Origin of the sequence: Dyadobacter linearis (genome assembly GCF_907165045.1) — a bacterium.
Taxonomy (GTDB): Bacteria; Bacteroidota; Bacteroidia; order Cytophagales; family Spirosomataceae; genus Dyadobacter; species Dyadobacter linearis.
The window spans coordinates 231,718-251,139 of sequence record NZ_CAJRAU010000006.1 but is presented as its reverse complement, the minus strand read 5'-3'; the positions used below and the strand labels follow the sequence as shown (position 1 = coordinate 251,139).

Annotated in this window: 17 protein-coding genes; 10 read left to right on the top strand and 7 right to left on the bottom strand. The window is 46.4% G+C overall.

Translation table 11 applies throughout. The annotated features are described in order from the left end of the window. The first annotated feature begins 57 nt into the window (after positions 1–57). From KOD92_RS20285 to KOD92_RS20265, 5 genes are all read left to right on the top strand, one after another. Entirely contained in the window at positions 58–513 is a 456-nt protein-coding gene (locus KOD92_RS20285; protein WP_229254769.1) for a VOC family protein, read from the top strand. A 47-nt stretch (positions 514–560) separates the two neighbouring features. Beyond that, a complete protein-coding gene (locus tag KOD92_RS20280) occupies positions 561–1,358 on the top strand; it encodes a YncE family protein (RefSeq protein ID WP_215235421.1) in 798 nt (265 codons plus the stop codon). Positions 1,359–1,368: 10 nt separating this feature from the next. Beyond that, positions 1,369–2,910, top strand: coding sequence for an alkaline phosphatase family protein (locus KOD92_RS20275; RefSeq protein WP_215235420.1), 1,542 nt, complete (start codon positions 1,369–1,371; stop codon positions 2,908–2,910). 323 nt (positions 2,911–3,233) lie between these two features. Then, the gene (locus KOD92_RS20270) at positions 3,234–3,743 is read left to right on the top strand and encodes a DUF6252 family protein (protein WP_215235419.1); all 510 of its coding nucleotides are present in this window, start codon (positions 3,234–3,236) and stop codon (positions 3,741–3,743) included. Further along, a complete protein-coding gene (locus KOD92_RS20265) occupies positions 3,740–5,749 on the top strand; it encodes a T9SS type A sorting domain-containing protein (RefSeq protein ID WP_215235418.1) in 2,010 nt (669 codons plus the stop codon). The genes KOD92_RS20270 and KOD92_RS20265 overlap by 4 nt, the downstream gene beginning before the upstream one ends. Before the next feature lie 103 nt (positions 5,750–5,852). Here KOD92_RS20265 and KOD92_RS20260 read toward each other — a convergent pair whose 3' ends face one another. The 4 genes from KOD92_RS20260 to KOD92_RS20245 are packed head-to-tail and all read right to left on the bottom strand — an operon-like array spanning position 5,853 to position 10,915. After that, the gene (locus KOD92_RS20260; RefSeq protein WP_215235417.1) at positions 5,853–6,056 is read right to left on the bottom strand and encodes a hypothetical protein; all 204 of its coding nucleotides are present in this window, start codon (positions 6,054–6,056) and stop codon (positions 5,853–5,855) included. Positions 6,057–6,073: 17 nt separating this feature from the next. Next, a complete protein-coding gene (locus KOD92_RS20255) occupies positions 6,074–7,249 on the bottom strand; it encodes a PepSY-associated TM helix domain-containing protein (protein WP_215235416.1) in 1,176 nt (391 codons plus the stop codon). Between the two features lie 33 nt (positions 7,250–7,282). After that, complete coding sequence (locus tag KOD92_RS20250) at positions 7,283–8,497, bottom strand: hypothetical protein (RefSeq protein ID WP_215235415.1); 1,215 nt, start codon at positions 8,495–8,497, stop codon at positions 7,283–7,285. A gap of 30 nt (positions 8,498–8,527) precedes the next feature. Next, a complete protein-coding gene (locus KOD92_RS20245) occupies positions 8,528–10,915 on the bottom strand; it encodes a TonB-dependent receptor (RefSeq protein ID WP_215235414.1) in 2,388 nt (795 codons plus the stop codon). Positions 10,916–11,027: 112 nt separating this feature from the next. On the opposite strand from KOD92_RS20245, the gene KOD92_RS20240 reads away from it, so the two are divergent. From KOD92_RS20240 to KOD92_RS20225, 4 genes are all read left to right on the top strand, one after another. Beyond that, positions 11,028–12,026, top strand: a complete 999-nt coding sequence (locus tag KOD92_RS20240; RefSeq protein WP_215235413.1) for a helix-turn-helix transcriptional regulator — start codon at positions 11,028–11,030, stop codon at positions 12,024–12,026. Positions 12,027–12,164: 138 nt separating this feature from the next. Further along, entirely contained in the window at positions 12,165–12,356 is a 192-nt protein-coding gene (locus KOD92_RS20235; RefSeq protein ID WP_215235412.1) for a hypothetical protein, read from the top strand. 16 nt (positions 12,357–12,372) lie between these two features. Then, on the top strand, positions 12,373–13,689 hold the full coding sequence (locus KOD92_RS20230) for a hypothetical protein (protein WP_215235411.1): 1,317 nt from the start codon (positions 12,373–12,375) through the stop codon (positions 13,687–13,689). An 11-nt stretch (positions 13,690–13,700) separates the two neighbouring features. After that, positions 13,701–14,054 (top strand): iron chaperone, encoded by a 354-nt coding sequence (locus KOD92_RS20225; RefSeq protein ID WP_215235410.1) that lies wholly within the window; start codon positions 13,701–13,703, stop codon positions 14,052–14,054. A gap of 5 nt (positions 14,055–14,059) precedes the next feature. On the opposite strand, the gene KOD92_RS20220 is transcribed toward KOD92_RS20225, so the two are convergent. Both KOD92_RS20220 and KOD92_RS20215 read right to left on the bottom strand, forming a co-directional pair. After that, positions 14,060–14,593 (bottom strand): RES family NAD+ phosphorylase, encoded by a 534-nt coding sequence (locus KOD92_RS20220; RefSeq protein ID WP_215235409.1) that lies wholly within the window; start codon positions 14,591–14,593, stop codon positions 14,060–14,062. Next, complete coding sequence (locus tag KOD92_RS20215) at positions 14,538–14,948, bottom strand: antitoxin Xre-like helix-turn-helix domain-containing protein (RefSeq protein ID WP_215235408.1); 411 nt, start codon at positions 14,946–14,948, stop codon at positions 14,538–14,540. The genes KOD92_RS20220 and KOD92_RS20215 overlap by 56 nt, the downstream gene beginning before the upstream one ends. Before the next feature lie 191 nt (positions 14,949–15,139). Here KOD92_RS20215 and KOD92_RS20210 point away from each other — a divergent pair, with 191 nt between their 5' ends. After that, the gene (locus KOD92_RS20210) at positions 15,140–18,028 is read left to right on the top strand and encodes a PVC-type heme-binding CxxCH protein (RefSeq protein ID WP_215235407.1); all 2,889 of its coding nucleotides are present in this window, start codon (positions 15,140–15,142) and stop codon (positions 18,026–18,028) included. A 40-nt stretch (positions 18,029–18,068) separates the two neighbouring features. Here the strand turns inward: KOD92_RS20210 and KOD92_RS20205 are convergent, their stop codons facing one another. Further along, positions 18,069–19,328 (bottom strand): DUF748 domain-containing protein, encoded by a 1,260-nt coding sequence (locus KOD92_RS20205; protein ID WP_215235406.1) that lies wholly within the window; start codon positions 19,326–19,328, stop codon positions 18,069–18,071. Positions 19,329–19,422: the final 94 nt, after the last annotated feature.

Genomic DNA, 19,422 nt, shown 5'->3' with positions numbered 1-19,422 from the left:
CTTTTAGGTTATAAGACGCGCAAATTTGTAATATGTTACCGGTGTGCAACATACGGATTGCAAACTGCCGATAAAACGCCCCAGCCAATATTCGGAGATTCTGTCATGGCCATTTTCCCATTTCTTACATTCAATGGCAACTGCAAAGAGGCGATGCGGTTCTACCATTCTTGCTTCGGCGGCAAATTGCGGTTTACCTACCTCGGCGAAGCGCCTTTCGGTCGCGACCTGCCCGAGGATATGCAAAAGCTGGTCGTGCAGGCCAGTCTGGTATCCGAGCATATTAGTCTTTTTGCGTCTGACATGAGCAGTAACGAAGGGTTATACGCGGGAAACAGCATTTCCCTGCTGATCAGCATGAAAAGAGACGACCAATTGCAAACGATCTTTGCCAGACTTTCCCGCAAAGGTGAAGTAACAGGTCCCTTGTCGCACGATATTCAGACAGGCGAATGGGCGACGCTGACCGACAAATATTCAGTGCAATGGATATTTGAAATACTTGACGAGTAAGGAGGGCGATTGGCTACTTTTACTTTTCAATGTTATTACAATTTCAAATGAAGCTATTACACGGATTTTTACTCCTGATTACACTGTTTGGCGCGCACTTGCTGACAGCCCAGACGGTCACCGAAATTTCAAGTTTCCAGGTCGCCGAAGCAAAGCAGGCAGTGGCGGTGGACGCCGATTTCTTTTATGCGATCAACAATAGTACGATCAGCAAATACAGTAAAAAAGATGCGAAGCTGATTAAAACCTGGGATGGAGAAAAGGAGGGGATCAAGCACCTGAACAGCGGCGTGGTGATCAAAGGGAAGCTTTATTGTGCCAATACCAATTATCCTGAAATTCCGATGGCCAGCTCGATCGAGATATTCGATGTGAAGACGATGCAGCATATTGGTAACCATAGTTTTGGCATCGCCCCGCACGGATCTCTGACCTGGATTGACCAGAAAGACGGATTCTGGTGGGCGGGCTTCGCGCATTATGCGGGCAAGGAAGCCAGCGAGGGCAGGGATGTGCGCTGGACGGCGCTTGTGAAATATGATATGGAGTGGCGCGAGCTCGAATCCTGGGTGTTTCCTAAAAATCTGATCGCTCTTTTTACGCCTAAAAGTAATTCCGGCGGCGGCTGGGGAAACGATGGAAAACTCTATTGCACCGGCCACGACCGGCCTGAATTGTATGTGCTGAAAATACCTAAATCGGGTTACACCCTGGAACATCTGGCCACTTTGCCGGCGCCTGTTGAAGGCCAGGGCATTGCCTTTGACCAATCTGTAAAAAGTGGCGTGGTATTGTATGGAATTAAAAGATCGGCTAATGCTGTAACTGTTTCTAAAATCGATTAAAGGCATTTTTATGATTAGATTCTCTTCGCTGTTAATTGCAATTTTAAGTATAGGTTTTTCTCAAAATTTTGTTTTTGCTCAAAAAGGAAAGTCCGCCGGGACGAACAGGAACAAAACACTGATCGTGTTTTTCGACGGATTGCGGCCGGACTATATTACGCAGGAGCAAATGCCGAATCTGTTCGCGTTCAAGGAAAAAGCCTGTTTTGCAAAAAATCACCACAGCGTTTTTCCGACGGTGACGCGGGTCAACTCCGCTTCTTATGCCACAGGATCTTACCCGGGTACACACGGTTTGCTGGGTAATGCGATTTACATTCCGGAGGTGGATGCGTCCAAAAGCATCGGTACCGGCTATCCGGATCTGACCAGAATACCCGCTGCAACCGGTGGGCCGATTTTAACTGCTGCTTCAATAGGTGAAATCCTCGAAGCGGCTGGGGAGAAAATGATGATATTCAGCTCAGGGACCACCGGACAGGCTTTTTTGCAAAATAATAAAGTGAGCGGCGGCGCGATCGTTAACCCGGATCTGATTTTGCCGGAAGCATTTAAAGCGCAGGTTTTGGTTGATATAGGCGAAATTTCCAAAGACGGGGACAAAGATTTTAACCGGCATAAATGGGTAACAGATGCATTGCTGAAATATGGATTGGCGAAAGACGGTCCGCTGGTGAGTGCGATCTGGCTCTCGGACCCCGACGGTGCCGCACACGAACATGGGATCGGCTCGCCCGAGGCTGTGGAAGCGATCAAGTTTGTTGACGGTCAGTTTGGACGGATCCTGCAAGAGATTCAGAATAAGGAGCTTACAGAGAAATTCAATATCATTATCTCAACGGATCACGGTTTTGTGACACAGATCGGAAGTATGAGCGTGACCGATTTCCTGATTCAGGAGGGATTGAAAAAAGACAAGGAATCGGACGATGTGATATTGGCGGAGGGGAGTATATATGTTAAAAACCATGATCCTGAGGTAATTAGGAAGATCGTCGCAGCATTGCAGGAGGAAGAGTGGATCGGGGCGATTTTCACAAAGGCCAAACAGGAAGGCGACGTAAATGGCTGGGTGGAAGGCACACTTTCGTTTGATGCAATTCATTTCAATCACCCGCAGCGCACGGGAGATATCCTGGTAGCGCCGGCCTGGAACGATGTGAAAAATGAGGCGGGTTTTGCGGGAACCGACTATTCAAAAGGCAAGGCGGGGCACGGCGGTTCGAGTCCACACGAAATACATATTAACCTGTTTGCCAAAGGCCCCGATTTTAAGAATGTCGCAGTGACCGAGCTGCCCACTTCCAATATCGATATTGCGCCTACGATACTCAGCATTTACAACATTCCCCAGCCTGAAAAAATGGACGGAAGAGCAGTTTCGGAGCTTCTTAAAAAGTCAGGTAAAAAAATAGGCAATGCAAAAAAGGAATTGATAAAAACGGAAGTAACACATTCATGGGGAACCTATTTTCTGTCATTGGAAATGACGGTTTTAGGTAAGTATCGTTATTTTGATTTCAGTAAAACAGAAAGGATATTTAAGAAGTAATATTACATCATTTAATTAATTAGGGCGGGCAATTTCCAATGGAAATTGCCCGCCTTTTTTTGTTTTACCTTTTATTAATTCATCGGTTGCCGTTCAATCATTATCACCGTTCGAATTACAAATAAACTTCATATTGCCGGCGAAGTAACTGCTGAATTATTTGCGAGAATAATTTATAAGTGCTGCTTATAAAATCATCATTTATCATCTAAAAAATGAAGCCATGAATCAAACGATTGTGTACGAAAGTCAAACATTTTATGCCCGCAGATCCGCATTAGCTGGCCTGTTTGCGGTCGATTTACATTTAAATCTTTACTGAAATGAGAAAGCTGAAATTACTATTAGTTGCTATTGCTCTGGCAAATGCAATAGGAGGGTGCAAGCCCAAGCAAATACTGCCCGAGCCAACGCAAGAGGGCCTGAACACCTTCGGAGTAAAGATCGATGGGAAGGTTTGGCTGCCGGTATATCCGTTTCGACTGCTCGGTGGGCCCAAGATCCTGGATGCCTCTATCTATGATGGAATCCTGGCAATTGAGGCAAGGAAAAAGTCTGATGAGACGATCATCCTCCTGGTGACCAATGTACGATCTGAGGGGATCTACAAATTCAAGGAGGATAACTCCGGAGGTATTGGTGCGTCGAGATATGACGGTGACTTGGTCGATGACGAATACCATCCATACCCTGGCGGTATTAATGAGATCAATATAACCCGGTTAGATACGGTAAACAAAGTCGTGTCCGGCACATTCAAAGTTCAATTAAAGGGAGAAAAGAATAACAACATTAAAAATTTCACAGACGGAACATTCGATTTAAAACTATGAAAAAGAACACTATCATGACAAGAATTACGCTGGTTGTTTTAAATCTATTGTCACTTTCCGCTCTTGCGCAGGGGAATTTTCAAATCACCGCAGATATTGGATATGCAGCCGCCATGAGTGAAGTCAAGACGCATTTCTCAGTACCCGGCGCGACGCCTGGGTCTCCCGGCGATCCATACTCCTATCAGGTGGCAAGCGGTAGTTATTCGGTATACTTTGCTCCGAACAATACATCGGGGAAAATTTTGAAACCTATTATCATAGCAGAGGGCTTTGATCCAAACCATGACTATAGCTGTGACGATGTTGTTGAGTTGTTGAACGGTTCAACTAGGTTTACTCAGGACAATCTGGCCGACAAATTGCGTTTGCAAGGTTATGATTTAATTGTGCTTGATTACGGTGATGGAGGCCAGCTCATACAGAGAAATGCATTCCTGTTAATGAAACTGATCCAGCATATTAATGCTACTAAAGCCTCAGCTTGTCCGATAATTCTAGCCGGATTCAGTATGGGAGGAATCGTTTCCAGATATGCACTGAACTACATGGAGGCTAATGCGCTGCCGCATAATGTTGGTCTTTTCTTCTCGTTTGATGCTCCTCAAAAAGGAGCCAATGTACCGTTAAGTATGCAAAATATGGTCGACTGGCTGGACAACAATGTGGTCACATACGGTTTAAGTGCGGACATTCAGGATCAGACGAGATCGATACACTCTTATGCTGCGCAACAGATGTTGATTTACCATACGGACTACATTGTGGGAGATGTAGTTAATGTAAATCCAACGTTTACTGCATTTTACGCTCAAATGAAGGCGCTGATCGGCGGGAATGGTTATCCGAAAAAATGCAAAATGATCGCGGCTAGCTTAGGTAACTGGACAGGCCTTGGGCAGGCATATATGAATAATGCAAACAACTGGGTAGACCATAATGCCACTTTGCTACCAACAAATCCGCTTGCTTTCAGCTTTTCCGGTGCTAAGAACGCGCCTTTTATTGGATACGCACTGTCTGGGATTGCTTCCCCGCTTCCGTATAATATTACTATACCAGTTTCTGGTTTCCCTTTTGCTATCATGTATATTTCAGTAGCTAGCGCGATATTTAATTCAAGCCACATTACGGGCTATTACAATGCGCCGATACCGGCAGATGTAATGCCCGGGAGTTTCGCTCCGATATTCCTTGAAGTAGCAGAGGCTTTGAATGGAGTTGGCGTTAATTCAAATATCCGGATGCCCAACGGTTGCTTTATACCAACGGTCAGTGCGCTTGATTTCAATACGGACAACTGGTACCATAACATCGCCGCTGACCCTAATAAACTGGCTAAAACGCCATTCTCATCGATATTTGCCACTGTCGGTAATTTTGATCATAAGTTTCCGCTTTCGAATCATTTCGAACTGACAGATTGGGTCATGAATGAAGTTTCAATTTTCAATGCGACTGTCGATGCTTGTGAAGATGAGCCGCTGCCGGTGAAGTTGAGTAGTTTCCGGGCGAGAAAAGAAGGTGAAACTGCCTTGCTGAATTGGAAAACGGTTTCAGAGGTGAACTTTGATCATTTTAGCATTGAGCGGAGCGGGACTGGGAAGAAATGGGATGATATTGGAAAGGTGTTTCCAAATGAAGACCTGACTTCTGAATACAGTTTTTCAGATCAAATTCCTCTTAAAGGAGAAAGTTACTATCGCCTGAAAATGATTGACAAAGACGGTTCGTTCGCGTACAGTCAGATCCAGAAGCTGGAATTTGAATTAGAGAAAATCTTTATCTATCCAAATCCTGCTGGCGGCGACGATCATATTCGCCTGATGAATGGTGACAAAATCATTTCCGAAGTTCAGATATTCGATAAAGCCGGTTGGAAAGTATACCAATTGAAGCAGCCGGGCGCGGAAATTGATATCAGGGAGCTCGCAAGCGGACAATATATCATGAAGGTCATTTTTAAAAACGGATCGGAGAGTAGCCAGCTTTTTGTAAAGGAATAGTAACTTTTAAAATCGACTTGATTTAAACACAAAAAGACCAGCTGCTGATCACTTTCAGGTAGCTGGTCTTTTATAATTATTATTCTCGAAACCTAACCTCAGATCACCTCGATCGGATTTTTCTGTTAATCGGTAGATTTTTTGCAGTCATTAAATACCGGATCGTCAATATTACCGGAATTCCTAACGTCAGCCAGGATAGCAGATCGTAGAAACCGTCGCCGGTCAGTGCGGATAGCAGACCAATGGCCGACAATATGCCGATGATCACAGGAAGGCCCCAGACTTTCCAAAAATTGCTTTTCATAATTTCAAGAGATTGGATTAAGCGTTTTCACTTTGCGCCTGCACGGTCAGGATTTCAGATTCGACTTTATTGATCCGGCTGATATGTGCTCTGGTCGCCTTATTTCTCGCAAACCACAGATACAAACCACTTCCCAATATCACGATCGTCGCAATATCGAACAGCGCCCAGATGATTTTCATCGGTAACCCACCGTAATCGCCGAAATGGAGCGGCTGCGAGATAAACAATGCATTCACATACCAGGGCATATCGCGCAGGTCGGTCAGCCCGCCTTTGCTTGCGTCGATCAACGCGGGTTTGATAATCCGTTTGGTCAGCGGCGTTTTGCCTTTTACAAACACTGCGTAATGATGCTGGCTGGAAAAGGGCGTTCCGGGATAAGCGATGAGCGACGGTTCCATGTCGGGTGCGGCCTGTTTGGTGAGTGCCACAGCCTGGTCAAGTGAGCTGAGCTTGCCGGTGAGCGGTTTTGCATCTTTATAAGGCGCTGTCATTTCAGAAAGCTGGCCTGTTTGCCAAAGTCCCAGCACGATTTCCGAGGCTGTATTAATAACCCCGGTGAAGCCAACCACAACGCCCCAGACGACCGTGACCACGCCGAGGAGATTGTGCAAATCCAGCCATTTCAGTCGGGTCGAACGTTCCGTGCGGACCATTCCGAAATCAAACCGTTTCATGATCGGACCGTACAGCATAATGCCCGAGACGATTGCCGCGATAAACAACAGGCCCATTAAACCCAGAAAAAGCTTCCCGCCGATTCCCATGAACATATCGACGTGCATCTGGAACATTATGTACATGAAGCCTTCCTGGTAGTTTGGTTCTTCCAATACTTCGGCCGTGTGATCGTCCATGATCACTGTCGTGTAGTTTTCGGGCGCCGCATTGATAGAGTCGGAAAGACTGAATGCGGTGGTATTCGGCTCGTGCTCGTCCCAGTAAATGTAACGGATAACCTTCGTAGGGTACTTGGCCAATGCATTTTCAGCCAATTTGTCCATACTCGCAACCGGTGTTCCGGCCGGGACCTGCTTTGCCAGATGCGGCTTTCCTTCCAGTTCCTCAATCTCTTCGTGAAAGATCAGCGGAAGGCCGGTAATGCAGAGCATCAGCAGAAAAGCTGTGCATATCAGGCTCGTCCATTTGTGGATCTGGAACCAGGTCTGGATTTTTTTTACAGAGCTCATACTTCGAAAGTTATCCATTAAATTGTAAGTCGTTTATTCACTAACCCGGGCAAAACCTTCGATCGTGCCGTCGTGGTCTACCTTAAATACAGATGTTGCCTTATTGCCGTCTACCACATAATATCCGTCTTCGTTAACGGTAACCACAGTTCCATTCACCGTGGTATTACGCACCCAAAGGTATACTTTACCATCAATTTCAGTAATTGCCTGCTCGTTTGCATAAGCGTAATCATGCAGCGGCATACCTTCGATTTTGGTTGATTGTTTTGTCGCAAAATCATAAACGAAGTATTCGAAAATACTTGCAGTAAGATTTGTATAATCTGTTTTCAGTGGCACTGAGGCGATTTCGTAATATAGCTTTCCACCTTTGATCAGCGCCATTACCACCGAGTTACCATTTGGCGTGGTAAGTATCCATTCTTTGTCAAAATCAGTTTCTCCCTTTTTGATACGAATGATCGAAGATCTCTCAAACGCCATCTTACCCAATCCGGTCGCATAAAAATACAAAGCGCCGTCGTCGCCGACAGACCACATTTTGTTACCCGACGATCCCCAGCCAAGACTTCTGAAACCATCGTATTTGATCGTTTTTTCGTATTTGTCAGTAGCAATATCAATAACCGCTACTTCGATCGTATTGTACAGATCGTCACCGTAGCCGGCACCAGCGGTTGTTCCGTAAGTGATACCCGCGTAAAGTTTACCTTCCTTGGCCGCCAACGTATGCTGACCAACCGACTGGAATTCAACTCCCGCTCTTTTCAGGCTCGAAAGGTCAATTTCGCCTGTACGCAGCATTGTAGTAGGATTGAACTTTTGCAGCTTCAATGTCCCGCGTGTCGGGTCCAGGTAATAGCCACTGGTTTCGCTGAGTATTAAAAATTGGGTCGATCCTGCGATAAAACCCTCGTCTTTCATGCTACCGTCCGCATTGACGGTAAATTTTTGCAAACCCTCATCCCCGGCTGCATTAGTACGGTTGAAAACCCATTTTCCGAAAGTACGGAAACCGAAAGCGGATTTCAGCCCCAGCGTTTTTTCATTGGTAGACTTTATTGAACCGGAAGGAATACCAGGAAGGCCAGTCAGGTAACCGTCGCCGAAACGGGAAACGTTGGTCATCAGGACAAACTTGTTATTGTCCTTAGGTCCAGGCGTTTCGCCACCATTATCATCGGAACAGCCAGCCAGCGCGGCAACAGCAAAAAGGAGAGAAAGAAACTTAAAACGAGATTTCATAAACATGAATTGATTTGTAAAAACTATACTTTATTTGAGGGTATAATTGACTTTGAAATGCATACTGCGGCCTGCGTTCTGAATGCGGAAATTGTCGTAAACGCGTGCATTCAGGAAGTTTTTGGCTTGGAAACCGATAGAAAAGCGATCGCCTGCCGGACTATAAGTGAAACCGGCAGAATGCAATCCCTGGTCCGGGATAATGTTGGGTGCATCGAATTTGGCACGTCCCCAAAGTCCCAGAAAACCGTCGGGTTCCAGCGATTTAGGTACGTAATCGAGGTAATATTCCCGCACAAATGTGAAGTAATAATAGAGATTGAGCTTACCGCGACCGATGTTGCTGAGCGTACTGTTCAACCCGAGATTGGCAAAGAAATAAGGGGTATTACGCAGCCTCGATTTTTCTTTCAGCCGGTTTCCGGTGTCGAAAAGGCGAAAATCCTGGTAGGTGAAATTCCCATTTGCGCGCAGCCAGCGGGTTAGTGAAACGCTCAGGTCAGTTTCGAAACCCAGTCCTTTTACACTTTCCACATTTTGGTTTTGGGTAAACAAAAAGTCGATCGGCATGCGGAGGATCAGGTCTCTCGTGATCCTGTAAAATGAATTTACTTCCAAACTGTAAGCGTTTCTTCTTTCGGTGCGGAAGCCGAGATTGATATTGGTGCTTTTTTCAGGTTTTAACAGAAAATTGGAACGATGAAAATTACCGTCGCCAAACATCTCGTCCTGCTCGGGAAGCCGGGTAGCAGCCTCGGCCGAAAACCTGAAAAATGTGTTGGTTGTCAATGCAAATTTCAGCGCCTCTGCAATGCCAAAGCTATTCTCCGACGTTGCCCGGTGCGCGCCCAATGCCGTTCCGTATATATCAACATTGATAGTGGAAGTGTTATAGTGGAAAAACTTGGCGATGAGATTATTGGTTAACCTCTCATTCAAAAACGTAGACTGGATACCCGCCGCTGCAACGACTTTGTAATACTTAGCCGGAAGCGACAAAATATCCTCACCGGTTTGCGGCAACTTCAAGCCAAACGGATCGCGACCGCTGCGGCCGATATTTGTTGAAACCACATTGACTTCCGCAAGATGGTTCTGCCTGATCCTGTAACCTAAATGCGTGCGGGAGGTGAAATATGAAAATTTAATATCCGACAACGATCCCTGCATGGAGATTTCGCCATTACGCGACGGGCTCGGAATAAATTTGCCGTACCAATCGTAAGTGCCTTTTGCCGTATCTACCTGCGCGGTATTGATATTGCTCACGGTCAAAAACTGGTCAATGCCCAGCTTTCCAAAATTTTTCCGGTAGCGAAGTGTCGGTATCACCGAATGCTGTCTGCTCACCGAAGCGCCAAAAGGTTGCGACATGGAAGCGCCGTACTGGTTTTGGCGATTGATCTGAAACCAGGTTAGGCCCACGCGCAGCTCGTCCACCCATTTCAGGTTGGTCAACCCGCCGTAAGCTTCGGTATAAAAGTTGGTAAATTGATTGTGAAATAAACGAACAGTAGCAGGTGTCCGTGCGGCGGTTTCCTGGTCGGTAACAATCACATCAACCTTATAATTGTTGTCTGATCTGTTCAGAAAAGCATCTGCGCCCACGAAGAAGTGGCGCGTGGTATCTGTATATAATGCATTCAAGGACGCACGGTGCGTGTTAAACGAGGCAACTTCGTAAGAAGCTTCTGCGTAGCGATAGAGTGATTTTTTGGTCACCATATTCACCGCGCCGCCCAATGCGTCTGCCCCTAATGCTGTGGGCAGAACGCCTTTATAAACCTCCACGCGTTCGAGCATATTCACCGGCACGAGCGAAATGTTGTAGCCAGCGCCCAGGTAATCGAGCGGGATACCGTCGCGGAAATTCTTAATCGCGCGATCCTGAAAACCGTTCATCATCAATCCCGCATTCGAACCGAGCCCGCCCGTTTGCCGGATGCGGATACCAGCCGACCGGTTCATCAGTTCCACCAGCGTAGAAGGTTGTTCCTGCACTGCTTTTGTGTTGATGATTTCGGCTTTAATCGGTTGAAGTTTAGCCTGTTGCGTCTCAGTTTTGCCTGTTACCTGTACTTCCGAAAGCTGGGTATGGTCGTCTTCGAGCGTGAGAATCAATTCTTTTCTGCGTATATCCCTCTGCGAAATGGTTTGGATGAGTTTTTTGAAGCCGATATATTGAATATGGATCGTGTAAGATTCTCTGGCTGGGGCAGCGATCCGAAACTGGCCGCTGCTATCTGTCAACGCACTTTTTTCCAAACCTTCCAGCATTACTGCGGCACCGGTCAGCATTTCGCCGCGGCTGTCTTTCACAGTTCCGCGCACGATCCGGGCTTCCTGGGCGTACGTATTTATTTGATTTAAAATCAGGTAGTTTATTAAAATGCAGAAGAGGAGTCGAATTCTTGTCAAATCTGTATAGTTTTGTTATTAAGACTGTTTAAAAATAATGCAAAAGTAAGGGTATCCCTTCCGCTGGGTTAACGCCAAAAGCAGTATTAATGCCGCCAAAAACAGGAGTTCGATGAAAGTTGTATTTAAATCCGAAGATTTCGCGGAACTCAACCACGTGCGGGAGTTTGATGAAGGGTTTGAAGTGCGCGACAAATCGCAGATCAGGGAGGTTAGGGAAGAATTTAATCACGAGGGAATGAATGCCCGCACGCACCGGATCTATTGTCCCGGCATGATCGTCTCAATGATCGAAGGTTCATTGGAAAAAGACCTAGTACACTTGCTGGAAAGCGATTTTCCTTATCTTCAAATGCATTTTGAGCTCTCGTCGACCGGCTGCCTGTATCACCCGCAAGCCAGAGCGGAGATCGATACGGTGATTTACAACGGATCTCACTCGCTGCTTTTTTATCCGTCGCTGAAAGGCAGGCTGAACTATCTCAAAAAGCCGCTGTCGCAAAGTGTGGAAATTGAACTTTCGCTGGATTTCCTCAGGCGGATTTTTAATAATGACCTTGAAGTACTCGAAGAATTTGGCAGAAATATTGAGAAAAATCATCCCGCAATTATGGGCGGAAAGAGCTTTCCTATTACCTCTGCCATGCGGCAGATCCTGGGACAGATTCGGGATTGCCAGTTTTCAGGTCAGTTGAAAAGGCTGTTTGTAGAAGCAAAAGTGATCGAGCTGCTCACTATTCAGATCAGTCAGATCAATGCGATCGAAGACAAGCGGAAAGTGCTAAAAAAGACTGATGTTGATAAGCTGCACGAGATAAAAGAGCTGTTGCTGAGGAATATGTACGACCCTTTTTCAATTGAAGAACTTTCGCGCCTGGCCGGAATCAACCGGACCAAATTACAGGAAGGGTTCCGCCAGCTTTTCGGTACCACGATCTTCGGCTACATCACCGATTCGCGGCTGGACGAAGCTCATAAACTGCTGGCTGAAAATAAATTCGGTGCCACGATAGCCGAAATTTCAGCTATTTCGGGCTACAAGAACCCACAGCATTTCACCGCCGCATTCAAACGAAAGTTCGGATACCTGCCCAAAGACCTTCGCAAATAGTTTAGGAGAATCAGGAGCCTCAGTATACACCCGGCTACTTGCCGCTTGATTTTGTAATATACGTTGTTTTATTTTTCAGATTCTAAGCTTATATTTCCCCTGATTATCCGGGTTGGTAGCAGGAGAGACGAGGACCTGATGATCTATACGCTGAAATTCAACAATCTGACCCACACGGGAACTCTTACCCATATTTTCGACGCAGCTATTTCATTTTACCGGTTCAATATTACTAAGATACCGGCCGGCAAATACGAAGCTTATTCCGTTGTAGGCGAGGAAGCGCCGACGATGACTGAAAAATATTATCAGATCCTCAACATTCAATAGCCAATAGCCTGAAACGATGAAAAAGCTCTTACCAGTGTTTTTGATACTATTTCTGGGTTGTAAAAAGGAAGAGTTTACGCTGGCTCCGGTTGTGAGTTATGTTGATTTTTCTATCAAGGAATTACGGATCGCCGGTGTTCCGGATGGGAATATCAAGTTTGGAGGGACCTCCATTTTCGTTACACTGCCAGCCGATTATCGCCATGGGAATGTTCTAAAAGTAGCGATCAAAACCAATCGGGATTTCGTAGTCGAAACAGATGTGAGCAACGGCATCAACTTTGAGGCAAAAGATGTTTTGCTTTCGGTTGCGAGCCCGACTTTCAGCAATGCATCCTTCCGAATGTTTGTGAAACCGACGGCTCCATTGAAGGTAATCCCACAGGGAGCTCGTGATGTTACAGTTGGCGCAGAGGCTTATGTAAGTTTGGCCTTTCAGAATTTCGGGACTATATCAACACACGGTGCAGACTACGTGGCACGAGATAAATTGCAGGTTACCTTGAAAAACACAGAGAGTGGTGACACGATCGTGCTTGACAGATACCAGGTCGGTCACGATTCGCTGGATCGCGGGATTGTGATGCTCAATCTGCCGGTAACTGCCTCGGCCGGCAAATATGAAGCGGAGGTTCAGTGGGGGAATCGCTTGGCAAAGGTTCCGTATCCTATCAACATTAAATACGGTAAGCTTGCATTGGATGCGAAACGCTGGTCGTTCGATCGTAGCAAAACAGATAAGATATTGGTTTCAGGATATAATATTTATCCAGACAGTAAATATGAGATACTGATCGAGAACGATTTCATGCCGCTAAGGAGATACGAACTTACCCGAGACAATTACAATTCATTAAGTCTCAAATTACCCGCCGAGATCAAATCCGGCAATTACAAAGCGCAGATTCTGGTTGATAATAAACCTTATCATGTTTCAACTTATGAGGGTGATCCGGCGACAAATCTGTTGATCAACTCTTCCGAAAATCAGCCTGTAATTTCCTTCGTTTCTCAGCCATCGCTATTGATATCCAGCGGGTGCAATTATTACAAACCGACGAATACCATATCCCGAATACAGGATATTGTCAGTAACAGCTGGGCGGCTGGGGAAAGTGATATCAAGTTGAAATTGGTAAACAGGGCGACCAGGAAGGCGTTTTTGTTGACCAGCAATAACCCCAGATTTAGGGTAATGTGTTTCGGTCCCACATTCGACCAGTACACGATTCCCAAAGAAGTTCCGAACGGGGAATATGAAATTTACTCGGCAGTGGAATCCGCTCCCATAAAAATCAGCGAGCCGCTGGGTCAGATCATTACAATTAAATAAGTGTTCTGCTGATGGCAAAAGCAAAATCTCAGACAATCGACGAATACATTTCAGCTTTCCCAGAGGAAGTATCTGAAAAGCTGGAACAGATCAGGCAGATAATCCGCGAAGTTGCGCCCGATGCTGAGGAGACTATTTCCTACGATATGCCAACATTTAATCTGAATGGAAGCTACCTGATCTATTTCGGCGGCTGGAAAAAGCATATTGCATTGTACCCCATTACTGTACAGTTGGCCGAAACATTGAAAGAGGAGTTGTCGGGCTACAAAGGGACGAAAGGATCAGTGCATTTCCCATTGGATAAGCCGCTGCCGCTCGACCTGATCCGGAAAATCTTGGTGCTCCGGATAGCGAAACAATAGGAAGTTTATCCTTTTTTCGAATAGTTTTTCAGTATTTCTTCAATGCGCGGGTCGGGGACCAGGTCAGTGACCGCCACAATTTTAACCGTCTTAAACTGCGGATGCAGCGTATTGATCACATAATTACAGGCTTCGGGCATCACCGCAGAAGGTACTTGTAATACCAGCGATTGCAGCATCCGAAACCAGTGGTCGCCTATGGGCTGGCATCCTGAATAATCATAAGGATCTCGCCAGGCTAAGCCCAGATCGTCCATATTCACGGTTTTAAGTGAAAACGGCTCCGGCACTTCGATAAACATGATCTTGAAATCTCTATTAAACCCGACACCCTGCCTTCTGAAAAAATTTTCCAGTAGTGCGAGGGGGATAGATTCAGAGGCATAGATTACTTTGCTGCCTTCCCTGTTCCACCGGCCTGCGACGCCCGAAGCCAGAAGATTTGAGCTGTAAGCCTGGTGCACAATTCTGTAAACAAGCATATCAGGCAGGATATCCCTGAGCAAGACGATCCAGCTCCGCGCTGATAAACCCGACACCTCCGCTCGTGGTCAGCCAGCTCACCGGCTTCTCGGCCGAATTCCAGGAAGGCTTCGCCAGCCAGTAATTAAACTCACTCGTATTCCCGAAAAGGAGCTCCCCCTTTTCATAAAGTGCTATCAATTTTAATAAATGCTCTCCCTGAGGAGCGTCCAGGCTCTTGCCGGCTTCGCTGTAATTGCTGATTGTTCTTGAAGACAGATTGATCATAGCTGCTAAGTTTTTTTCGGGCATTTTAATCGCTTCTGCAAACTCATAAAATACCTTCGTGTGTACACCTTTACGCGCCAAAACGATAATCGCGAAATCGCTTGATAAGTCAAGATCACTGAATATAGTTTTGACGCTTTTCATTTCCTTTTTTCATTGTTGAGTCCCCAAAGATATTGAATTTTTTCTGATTTGAAAATGAATTTTTTCAACTATATTTTTTCTGAATCGTCATAATTCGGCTCCTTTGCGTTACGAAATGCATATAAGTAAATTAGTAATCGAGCTTTCTTTTGATTTTATCCCCAGATATTCCTAACACTAATTGCCAGTTTATGACCTCGTTTCGCATTATTGTCGCCTTATTGATAACTGTGGCGGCGACATCAAAAATCCCTGTGGCTGCCCAGAAGTCGAAGGCTGTCGCAGCGAAGACCACCACTGCCAGACAGGATACAGGAAAGTTTGACAGGGACTTTGCATTGGAAGCGACCATGCTCGGTTTCTTCGGACCCGACGGTGCACGAAATCCTACATTGAAGGCCAAAAAGGGAGATAGGGTGCGGATCAAGATTACCAACGGCGAGCTCATGACGCATGATATTGCTTTGGAAAAACTGGGGATAAAAAGCAAGGTGATACTCGAAAAAGGAGCCAGTACTACCATCAATTTTGTCGCCAAAGACAGCGATACCTATTTCTGCTCAGTGCCCGGGCACCGCGCTGCGGGAATGGTGGGGAGCTTTGAGGTAGTAGAAGGTGATATCAACGAACAAACGGTAGCGGGCCAGCTCCCGATGAAGGATGGACAGCCTTTGAACCTCAATTTCGAATCGGGCTCCCTGAAAGACTGGACTGCTACGGGAGATGCTTTTGCGAATCCATTGATCAGCGCCGATCCTTCGCCGGTTCACGACAAAGATTTACACATTGGATTTGACGGTAAGTATTTCCTGAGCAGCGGCGGCAATACGAATGCAAAGCTGACAGGTACATTAATATCGGCTCCGTTTAAGATTACCCAGCCTTTTGCTGCATTTAAAGTGTCGGGCGGGGCATTGCAGGATACGCGCGTGGAGCTGGTACTCGCTGGAACGGACAGCATTATTTACCACATAACCGGGCAGGGTAGGGCCACGCTGCAACCTGCTGTGGTGGATTTGCAGAAGTACCTCGGACAAGAGATTTTTATTCGCATTATAGACAATGAGACCGGCATTTCTCAAATCCCTTACATTCCGAACGATAAATGGGCACACATCAACTTTGATGAATTCCTGTTTTACCCAAGCCGCCCTGCATTTGCCAACGAATTAAAAGCCGCAGATATCATCATTTTGCCGCCTCTCGATCCCGTTTTGAATGCAGGATTGTCGGGAGAGAAAGCAGCTGCGGCTATGACGCCTCCAAAAGGTTTCAAGGTTACGCTCGCTGCTTCCGAGCCGGAGATAATTAAACCGATTGCATTCACGATCGACGCAAAAGGCAGGTTATGGGTGGTGGAAAGCCACACTTACCCAGTGCGTGCGCCGGAAGGGCAGGGTAGGGACAAGATATTCATTATGGAGGATACCGACGGGGATGGGAAGCTAGACAGCAAAAAGCTTTTTGCTGACAAATTGAACCTGATCAGTGGCATTGAAGTGGGAATGGGCGGCGTTTGGTTGGGCTCTGCGCCTTATTTGATCTATATCCCAATTGACCCGAAAACAGATAAACCAGCCGGTCCGGCGCAGACCTTACTCGACGGCTGGGGTTTGGAAGATACCCACGAAGTGCTCAATAGTCTCCGCTGGGGACCCGACGGCTGGCTGTACGGAACACACGGCGTTTTCACGCATTCCAATGTAGGTAAACCCGGCGCACCGGACTCAGAGCGCACAAAATTGAATGCCGGTGTTTGGCGGTTTCATCCCACAACCCAGAAATTTGAACTGTTCGCAGAAGGTTCGAGCAACCCCTGGGGAATCGATTTTAATGATTACGGTTACCCCTTTATTACGGTTTGCGTGATCCCGCACATGTACCACGTGATCCAGGGCGCACGCTACCAGCGCCAGGCAGGCAAGCATTTCAATCCGTATACTTATGATGATATCAAAACCATCGGCGACCACGTGCATTGGCTGGGAGAACGCGGGCCGCACGCGGGCAACTTCCGCTCGGCGGCGGCTGGGGGCGGACATGCACACGCTGGGGCGATGATATACCTGACCGACAGCTGGCCAAAAGAATATCGCAATGAGATATTCATGAATAATATCAATGGCGCGCGGATGAATATCGATCGTTTTGAGAAAAAAGGGTCGGGGTACGTGGCGCAGCACCGGCCGGACTTCATGGCGATGAATGATTCCTGGTCGCAGTGGCTAAACTTTAAGTACGACGCCAGCGGCTCGGTTTGGGCGATTGACTGGTACGATAAAAACCAGTGTCACAGTCCCAATCCCGACGTGCATGACAAAACCATGGGGCGGATTTTTAAAATTTCCCACGAAAATGACAAATGGATAAAAGTAGATCTGACCAAAGCTTCTGACCTGGAACTGGTTAATTATCAACTCAATACAAACGAATGGTATGTTCGCCAGGCGAGGACGATCTTGCAGGAAAGGGGGCCGAACAAGAAGGTTCACAAAGCATTAAAGGAAATTTTGGCTAAAAACCCGGACGCAACCCGCAAGCTGCGCGCACTGTGGACTCTGCATGTAACGAAAGGTATCGACGACAAAGAACTTACAGAACTCCTAACAAATGAAAGTGAATATGTAAGAAGCTGGGCGATACAATTGCTGGCGGAGGACAAAAGCCTTTCTCCCGAAACATTAAAAAAGTTTGCTGAAATGGCACAGAGCGACAATTCTGCATTGGTAAGGTTGTACCTCGCCTCGGCGATGACCAGAGTTGAACCCTCGCAGCGATGGGAAGTAGTAGAGGCATTAATGCAAAAGGCGGAAGATAGGGACGATCATAATATGCCGCTGATGGTGTGGTACGCAGCTGAACCTCTGGCTGCGCTTGATATGAAGCGTGCATTACAAATGGCGGAGAAATCGAAACTGCCGAAAATTTTGCCTTACACAATCCAGCGTGTTGCCGCGATTGGTACGGAAGATTCTAAAAAGGTTTTGAAAGAACTGAATGACAAACTTGGTCACACCGGCTCGCATGAAAACCACGAAAGCCAAATGCTGATCGGGAAAATGCTGGGCGAAGGGAAATGAAAATTCGGGGTACGGTTATGTTCGCCGTACCCCGAAAGTATTAGTCTTTCTTATTTGCTCTCTTTTCTTTCCGCTCCTCTTTTTTCTCCTTTCTTTCTTCCTTTCTAGCCTCCTTCTTTTCCTCTTTTTTTACTTCTTTCGTACTGTTTTCCGGCTTATCGTCTTTACCGAAAACTTTTTGAAGGAAGGTTTTCTTTTCTGTACCCGGAGACTCTACCGAGCCGATACTGATCTCGTTATCAATGGAAGGCTGCAATGCACTGATGAAAGCATTTTGTAAAATAGTTGCAATAGTAACCCAGACATTAGTTTTCGGGTCATCCAATTTCCCTTTGAATGGAATTTTAGTCGCTACCTGGTCTTTACGCTGATTCTCAAAAATCTCTCCGACACCACCGGCAACCGCTTCCCACATTTTCTGGAATAGATTGTCCTTACGGTCTTCTTTACCCAAGATATCCAGGTTTTGGATCACCGGCTTTACGTAACCCGTAAATGCATTGTTCTTTGCTGCGACCTCGGTATACAACCCAAACCGCCCGTCGTTCACATCTATTTTGGCGTAGGCCTGGAAAAAATCGTTCAGCTTCACCAGGTTCGTATTCTTAAGTTCTGCACTCATATCAAACGTCGGATTATCGGCCAGCGGGTTCAGCCTGGCGTCCATCCGCAGGGTACCTTCATAAATATTGGCCGTCGCATTGACAGTGGCAGGAAGCAGCGCTGTGGAATCGTAGCTGTTGCGCAAATTCCGGGCGATCAGATGTAGCTGGGTCATTGAAATATCAACTACCGGCTTACTCGTGAAATCCTTATATTCGATAACACCGCCATTTATTTCGAAATGGTTGATACTGAGCGGCATGAATTTGTCCAGCACTTTCCTGAAATCCGCCGAGTCCTTCACAATTTCCTTTGGCTCCACTTTGTCTTTTGTAAATCGCAAATAGGGCTGCTGTAAAAATACTTGTCCCACGATTTCTCCCTTGAACAACGCCTTCCATTCCAGCGCGAGGTCGATCGCCGAGGATGCGAAAAATGGGGTCTGCTTTCCTGTGATCGTATCGGCTTTGTTCAGATAAATACTGTCGACACGATACGCGCCGCGGATAATTGCCAGGTCTACATCTTCAATATGACCATAGTAACCGCTCATATTTGCCAGACTTTTATTTGCAAAATGAAGCACCACGTAAGGTAAAATCAGCCGGATCGTGACGATCAGGAGAATAAGTCCAATGACGATCTGCGTGGTGCGTTTCCTTTTAGATGTTCTGCGTTTGACTGGTTGAGTTGTCATATTCCGGTTAGTATGATCGTGTGCCGAGTAATGATGCGTGCATTTTAAACAATCGTACCAAAGCGTTTTGCAGTCATATTCAAACCTCACCGTT

Coding starts and splice junctions, on each gene's coding strand:
- KOD92_RS20215 (WP_215235408.1), bottom strand. CDS start 14,948: ATGAAAAGCGTCAAAACTATATTCAGTGATCTTGACTTATCAAGCGAT.
- KOD92_RS20250 (WP_215235415.1), bottom strand. CDS start 8,497: ATGAAATCTCGTTTTAAGTTTCTTTCTCTCCTTTTTGCTGTTGCCGCG.
- KOD92_RS20210 (WP_215235407.1), top strand. CDS start 15,140: ATGACCTCGTTTCGCATTATTGTCGCCTTATTGATAACTGTGGCGGCG.
- KOD92_RS20235 (WP_215235412.1), top strand. CDS start 12,165: ATGATCTATACGCTGAAATTCAACAATCTGACCCACACGGGAACTCTT.
- KOD92_RS20275 (WP_215235420.1), top strand. CDS start 1,369: ATGATTAGATTCTCTTCGCTGTTAATTGCAATTTTAAGTATAGGTTTT.
- KOD92_RS20280 (WP_215235421.1), top strand. CDS start 561: ATGAAGCTATTACACGGATTTTTACTCCTGATTACACTGTTTGGCGCG.
- KOD92_RS20240 (WP_215235413.1), top strand. CDS start 11,028: ATGAAAGTTGTATTTAAATCCGAAGATTTCGCGGAACTCAACCACGTG.
- KOD92_RS20270 (WP_215235419.1), top strand. CDS start 3,234: ATGAGAAAGCTGAAATTACTATTAGTTGCTATTGCTCTGGCAAATGCA.
- KOD92_RS20225 (WP_215235410.1), top strand. CDS start 13,701: ATGGCAAAAGCAAAATCTCAGACAATCGACGAATACATTTCAGCTTTC.
- KOD92_RS20205 (WP_215235406.1), bottom strand. CDS start 19,328: ATGACAACTCAACCAGTCAAACGCAGAACATCTAAAAGGAAACGCACC.
- KOD92_RS20255 (WP_215235416.1), bottom strand. CDS start 7,249: ATGAGCTCTGTAAAAAAAATCCAGACCTGGTTCCAGATCCACAAATGG.
- KOD92_RS20230 (WP_215235411.1), top strand. CDS start 12,373: ATGAAAAAGCTCTTACCAGTGTTTTTGATACTATTTCTGGGTTGTAAA.
- KOD92_RS20265 (WP_215235418.1), top strand. CDS start 3,740: ATGAAAAAGAACACTATCATGACAAGAATTACGCTGGTTGTTTTAAAT.
- KOD92_RS20260 (WP_215235417.1), bottom strand. CDS start 6,056: ATGAAAAGCAATTTTTGGAAAGTCTGGGGCCTTCCTGTGATCATCGGC.